Here is a 5,815-nt window from a genome sequence, read left to right as displayed (position 1 = left end):
GATGAGTCACAAAACCTAGGACTCGGTGACCGACGGTTGCTGGGACGTCATCAACCGTCGGCTTAGTGGGCGAACATCGAGGTCGAGTCGGGCGGCGCTGGCGACATCAGTGCCTCCACTAAGGGGTAGGGTGTGATTTTTGGAGTGAAGTTGTAGTGAAAATCGCCGGTGTGTAGTGGGTGCGGTTGTTGTGGGTCAAGGGGTTAGGAAATGGGCGGGATGGTAAATTGGGGTGGAGAAGTTGTTCAAGGTGTTCATCGGGAAGAAGTTGCGCCCTCACCCCCGACCCGTCTCCGAGGAGGAGAGGGGAGTCGGCGTCATTCCCGCGGAGGTGGGAGTCCAAATTGGCTGCTGTTTACAGGATCAAGCAGAAAAGCGGCAGGTCACAATCCCGCGATGGAGAGTGGATATGCATTGGCAATTGGTGCGGTGCGCGGGATCAAGACCTGATGCAACGATTGACGCGGGCGGGGACGAGCCCCGCCCCAACGGGTAGCGATTGCAGCGGTAGGTGGGCGAGTCCGACTGAAGTCGGACCCACGAGAGAATTCACTTGGGTTATGAAGAGTCCGACTGAAGTCGGAGCTACAGGAATTCGAGAATAGGGATTGCAGGGATCTCGACCTGCGAGCTGAATGACTTCTGCCGACTGAAGTCGGCACTACAGAGGGAGGAGTTCACGTCAGGATCGCAGGGATCCTGACCTACAAGCTTGAGCTTTAAAGTGTCCGACTGAAGTCGGCGCTACGGGAAATCGGGAATTGGGATTGCCGGGATCAGGTCGAGTGTCAGGATCGCGGGGATCGTGACCTACGAACTTGGGCATGTTGGGTTTGGTACCTCGACAAGTTCACCTGGCTGAGAGTGAATGCAGCGCTGGAAACATGACCTACTTCGCGGATTTGAGTTTGAAGTAGAGTTCGCCTTCGATGTAGAAGGTGTTGGCGGTGGCTTGATTGCCGAGGATTTTGGCGCGTTCGACGGTGATTTTGGTTTTTTCTTCCTGCGAATAGGTGTAGCCGTTTTCGTAATCAAAGACCAGGGTGCCGGTAACATCGGTCTTGTCGACGCCGGAACGCGAGAGGCTGTCGGACTCCATGATGTCAAAGGGGAGAATCAGATTGCCCTGATAATCGATAATGACGCACTTGCGGCCGTCGACCTCGACGAAGTCGGTTACAGTATAGGTGGTGCTGGCATCGAGTTTCTCACCGGAGGGCATGAAGATTTTGACCGACTGCATCCACTTGTAGCCTTTGCCGACCGGCTCGGCGGGGAACGTCGGTTGCGACTGCTCGATATTCTGCTGGGCGTATTCTTTCCACTTGGAGGCATCCTGGTCGGAAAGAAGTTCGAGGCCGGAGATCTTGCCGTCGGGCGCCATATCGTACGAGAGTGATTCGGTGCTGGAGACGACCGAGATCGTGGAATCGGGAGCGGTTTCGCTCCAACTCCAAGTGGAAGCCTCCTCGATGCGCGCCTTGCCGTCAGCGGAAATCGACGCGACCTTCTGCACCATTTCCCCCTTCGACTGCGAGGAGGAGGAAATCACCGGGGAGTTATTCATCGAGAAGGTCTGACGATTGATCTGCTCATAGACGAGTTCACGGCCAGGTTGGAATTTCATCTGGAGGTGGACGGTCGGCTGCGAATCAACACAGGAGAGCAGAAGCGCTGCCATCAGGCAGGCAAGCGGGCAGAGGAAGATTCCGCCGCGACGGTGAGGACGTCGAGGTTTAAGCGGTCGGTTCATGACAATTACTTTGGCGGCTCAGTTCCCATATATAACTTGCGACCCGACTGACGATTTCCCCCGCTGTCCAGTGTATCTCGGGACGCTGCGCAGGCGGTGGGCACCGGTGACCTCCATGTTCATTCGCCGATCATTGACCGGAGAATGCGAGCGAACGTGAGCGCGACAGCGAGGAGGGCGAGCCCAGAATCGCGGTCGACATAGGCAAAATCTCGCGATACTCCTTCAGTTCCTGCGGCGAAAGTCCACCGGGTTCGCCGGCGGCGACCTGCTCGGTGTACGTCTCGGCGAGCGAGACGTAAGGGCCGAAGTTGCCGGAAGCGAAACGAGTTTCCGGGATGCTGCCGTACGGATAATACACGACGCTCAACATGATCGCAACGGCAATCGCGGCAACACCGACGGCGACCGGCACCGGGCGAAGGGTCTCGGGGATCACAGCGGCGACGAGGCGATCCCACAGGGTGATCTTCCGCAGTGTCACGCGTTGTCGTATTTTCCCGCGGGCGGCGGCGAAGTAAGCGTCGTCGGGCAGGCGCACCTGCCGGGCGGAGATCAACCGCAGATAGGCCAGTTCGCGCTCGCGGGCGGCGGGATCGAGATCGCCGAAGTGCGGCGTCTGATCGAGCGGCGCACGGGTGTGCTGCGGCCGCAGATCGAGCAGTTGGTCTTGGTGGTCACGTTCTTGCATTTACCGTTCCTCACGATTTCGGCCGTCCGGGTCAAGCGGGCGGTCGAGAATCTCTTTCAACTTCTGTTTCACTTTGGAGCGCGCGATGTGCAGGTTCGACCGGACGGTGGCCTGCGGGCAATCCATCATCTGCGCGATCTCCTCCTTGGAGTAGCCGTCGACGTCGTGCAGCACAATGGTAGCCCGTTGTTTGGGGGGCAGCTCGGCGATGGCGGCGTTGATCAACTCCAGGAGTTGTTTGTTTTCCTGTTCGTCCTCCGGTGTCAGTATCGACCGCGACAGCTCGAGCTGGTAACGGCCGGAATCCTCGGCTTCCTCATCGTCAAGGACAACGTACTTACGCTGTCGCTTGCGGATGATGTCGATGCAGTAATTGGTCGCGATCTTGAAGAGGAAGCTCGGAAAGTTGGCATCGGTCTTCAAGCGCGCGATATTTTTGACGAGGCGGACGAAGGTCTCCTGCAGGACTTCATCGGCCTCGGTATGGTTTCCCAGCATCTGGTAGGCGTGGGCGTAAATTCGTTTCTCGAACAATCGAACCAGCTCATTGAAAGCTCTTTCGTCGCCGGCTTTAAAGCGTTCGACGAGTTCGGAAATGTTCTCGATCACGACACCCCACACTCTCCAACCCATTGGAATAGACGCGGTTGGAGGAGGATTGTTTAATGGTTATGCCGACAGCAGCGGAAGATTAGGGGAGGCGGAAGTGATTGTCAAATAGAGTTTTAAGGGAGGTGGTGGATAGCGATAGAAAGAGGAGTGACGGAGGGGGAGATGGAAGTTGGCCAGCAGAGTGGTAGGGGAGTTGTGGCGGCGGCTGTCGACCCGATGCGAGCACCCTCACCCCCGACCCCTCTCCGTGGGGTACTAACCGGGCGGACAGGTAACAGATTTAACCGAGCAGATGGGTAACAAGTCATGTTTCGGCGACATAAAGAGGTTGGTGGTGCCATCGGCGGGAATTGCGGTGGCGTGTTGCGGAAGTTCGAACAGGGCAATTGGAAGCGCCTGCCGGGGTGGAAAATTCATTCGCCAAAGGGCTTGCGCCGATGTATAAATGGGCAGATTCGCTGATGAGATGAAAGGAAGGAAGACTTGAAGTTGAGACGGTTAATGCACGTTGGGCTGTGCGTCGCGATCTTGGCGGGGGCGGCGTACGGGCAATATGAGCGCGAAGCGGGGAAGATTATCGTGCGCAACGGTTTGATGCCGGCGGCGGCGGGGTCGGACAAGGTGGCGTTCCTGCGGGTCGATGAGAAAATTCCGGGCAATCCGATCGAGCTGTTCATGAAGGACTTGAAGACCGGTGAAGAGAAACGGTTGATGCCGGGCTACAATTTCAATGACCTGCCGACCTACACTTATGCGATATCGCCGGACGGGACGGAGATGGCGCTGCAGAACAAAGTAGCGGGATGTTGGGAGTTGATGATCTACAAAGTGGGTGCGCGCAGCGGCAAGCAGGTCAGCAATCTGGTGCAATATCGCGAGGATTTGCCGAAGGATGCTTTGGAGCAACTGGGTATGGATGCCAGCGATCTGGTCAGCGTGGCCGATCTCAGCTGGTCGCCCTCGGGCAAGCGCTTGATCTTCACGTTGATGCGGCCGGGCAAAGCATCGGTCTGGTGGCTTGATCTCGCCACGGGGCGGACGCGGCAGGCGACGGAGGATCTGGTCGGGTACTATCCTTCCTTCAGCCCCGATGACGATCGCTTCTGCTACACCGAGGCGGTGGTAAAGGAAGGGATCACAACCGATGAGGACCTGGTGCTGCGATCGATCACGACCGGCGATGCCGACACGATTACGACGGCACGCGACCACGAATTCAACGGTCAGATTTCGCCGGACGGCAAGTATGTGCTGTACTGCCGGAAGGTACAGAACACGAACAACATTTACGTGATGAATCTGGCGACGCGCGAGGCGCGAGCGATTACGCATTCGACCAACGACCGGCACTGCGCGGCGCCGCGCTGGTCGAGCGACGCACGCAAGATCTATTTCCAGGGAAATAACTTTACAACACAGCCGTTGATCTTTGAGAGGGAATTCGGGCCGTTTTAGTAATTGCGGGTAACGAATTAGGGAAGGCGGTCGGATGGCCGCCTTTTTTTTATTTCAAATTGCCCCCCTCACCCCCAGCCCGTCTCCCGGAGGGAGAGGGGAGATGGGGTCCCAGCCTTCGTTTCGCGACGGGTGGGGTACCGGCTGCTGAGGGACCGGTTCGTGATCCCACCGCAATCCCTCGTTCCTCGGGACGCTGCGCAGGCGGTGGGGCACCGAGGTTGGGGCCGTCAGGGAAGGATTCCTGACGGCGCGGGAAGGGGATTCCAGTCGACGGCAGAGAAGGTATTGCTGATGGTGCAAAGATAGGGAAGCCGACTTAAGTCGGCACTACCGGGGGGAGAAATCGGATGGAGAGAGTCGCGATGCGGAAGGGGCGGGGTGTAAGGGGGCGGAGTTTTAGTTGACAGCGGGGAGCGGGGGCGAGATATACACACCATAGTGAAGCAATAAAGAGCCCGGCGTCATGGAAATGACGCAAGGAGGGAGAAAATGGATAATTTAGGTCGTTCATTCACCTACATGTTTGAAGATCCGGAGTGGCTGCAGAAGATCCTGGTCGGGGCGCTGTTCGTGCTGGCCTCGATGATCCTGATCGGCATTCCGTTTCTGCTCGGCTACGTGCTGTTGGTGGCGCGCAACACGGCCAATGGCCAGCCGCTGCCGCTGCCGGCGTGGGATAACCTCGGCGAGAAATTCACGCAGGGACTGCTGTTCTTCGTGGTAATCATTCTCTATGCGATTCCGCTGATCATCGTGAACTTCATACTGATGATGATCCCCTGCATCGGCTGGCTGGCGATGGTGGCGCTGAGCATCGCGTACGCCATGATCCTACCGTATATTTACGTGCGTTTCGCCCGCACGGGGAATATTTCGGATGCCTTTGACTTCGCCGGCATGATTGCGTTTCTGACGCAGAACACGGTGAATTTGCTGCTGGTGGCGCTGCTGACGATCGTCTTCAGCATCCTGGCTTCGTTTGGGATCCTGGCGCTGATCATCGGGTATTTCTTTACGGCGTTTTGGGCACAATTGGGAATCGCGTACTTGTACGGCGAGGTCGTCCGCGTCGGCGAACAGAAGGGCGGAGCGGTTACGACACAGCCATAATGGCACGGCGAGAACTGGAGAATCTTCGGCCGGTGACCAGGCTGGCGCTATGGTCACCGGCCGCGCTGTTAGCGGCGTACTGCGGCGGGATGGTCGCGGCGGCGGTGTTGGCGGCGATCGGCGCTGAAGGGGCGGCGCAATTCTTGCGGGGCATCTACGGGCATTTCTGCCACCAGTTGCCGGAGCGCTCG

General features: G+C 57.9%; 6 protein-coding genes. 3 read left to right on the top strand and 3 right to left on the bottom strand.

All coding sequences use genetic code 11. From position 1 onward, the window contains the following. Positions 1-889 precede the first annotated feature (889 nt). From IT585_09805 to IT585_09795, 3 genes are all read right to left on the bottom strand, one after another. Positions 890-1,753: a hypothetical protein gene (locus tag IT585_09805; GenBank protein MCC6963533.1), complete on the bottom strand. Its 864-nt coding sequence runs from the start codon at positions 1,751-1,753 to the stop codon at positions 890-892. A 130-nt stretch (positions 1,754-1,883) separates the two neighbouring features. Next, positions 1,884-2,444: a hypothetical protein gene (locus tag IT585_09800; protein MCC6963532.1), complete on the bottom strand. Its 561-nt coding sequence runs from the start codon at positions 2,442-2,444 to the stop codon at positions 1,884-1,886. Then, on the bottom strand, positions 2,445-3,077 hold the full coding sequence (locus tag IT585_09795; GenBank protein ID MCC6963531.1) for a sigma-70 family RNA polymerase sigma factor: 633 nt from the start codon (positions 3,075-3,077) through the stop codon (positions 2,445-2,447). 468 nt (positions 3,078-3,545) lie between these two features. On the opposite strand from IT585_09795, the gene IT585_09790 reads away from it, so the two are divergent. The 3 genes from IT585_09790 to IT585_09780 form a co-directional block, all read left to right on the top strand. After that, positions 3,546-4,511, top strand: coding sequence for a PD40 domain-containing protein (locus IT585_09790; GenBank protein MCC6963530.1), 966 nt, complete (start codon positions 3,546-3,548; stop codon positions 4,509-4,511). Positions 4,512-5,003: 492 nt separating this feature from the next. Next, on the top strand, positions 5,004-5,624 hold the full coding sequence (locus IT585_09785) for a DUF4013 domain-containing protein (GenBank protein ID MCC6963529.1): 621 nt from the start codon (positions 5,004-5,006) through the stop codon (positions 5,622-5,624). Continuing rightward, positions 5,624-5,815 (top strand): hypothetical protein (locus tag IT585_09780; protein MCC6963528.1); only part of this gene is annotated, 192 nt, incomplete at its 3' end. The genes IT585_09785 and IT585_09780, both read left to right, overlap by 1 nt.

It is taken from the genome of Candidatus Zixiibacteriota bacterium, from assembly GCA_020853795.1.
GTDB lineage: Bacteria > Zixibacteria > MSB-5A5 > CAIYYT01 > CAIYYT01 > JADJGC01.
Note: the sequence above shows the minus strand (reverse complement) of the source record. Positions and strands in the feature narration are given on the sequence as shown.

Coding starts and splice junctions, on each gene's coding strand:
- IT585_09785 (MCC6963529.1), top strand. CDS start 5,004: ATGGATAATTTAGGTCGTTCATTCACCTACATGTTTGAAGATCCGGAG.
- IT585_09805 (MCC6963533.1), bottom strand. CDS start 1,753: ATGAACCGACCGCTTAAACCTCGACGTCCTCACCGTCGCGGCGGAATC.
- IT585_09800 (MCC6963532.1), bottom strand. CDS start 2,444: ATGCAAGAACGTGACCACCAAGACCAACTGCTCGATCTGCGGCCGCAG.
- IT585_09795 (MCC6963531.1), bottom strand. CDS start 3,077: ATGGGTTGGAGAGTGTGGGGTGTCGTGATCGAGAACATTTCCGAACTC.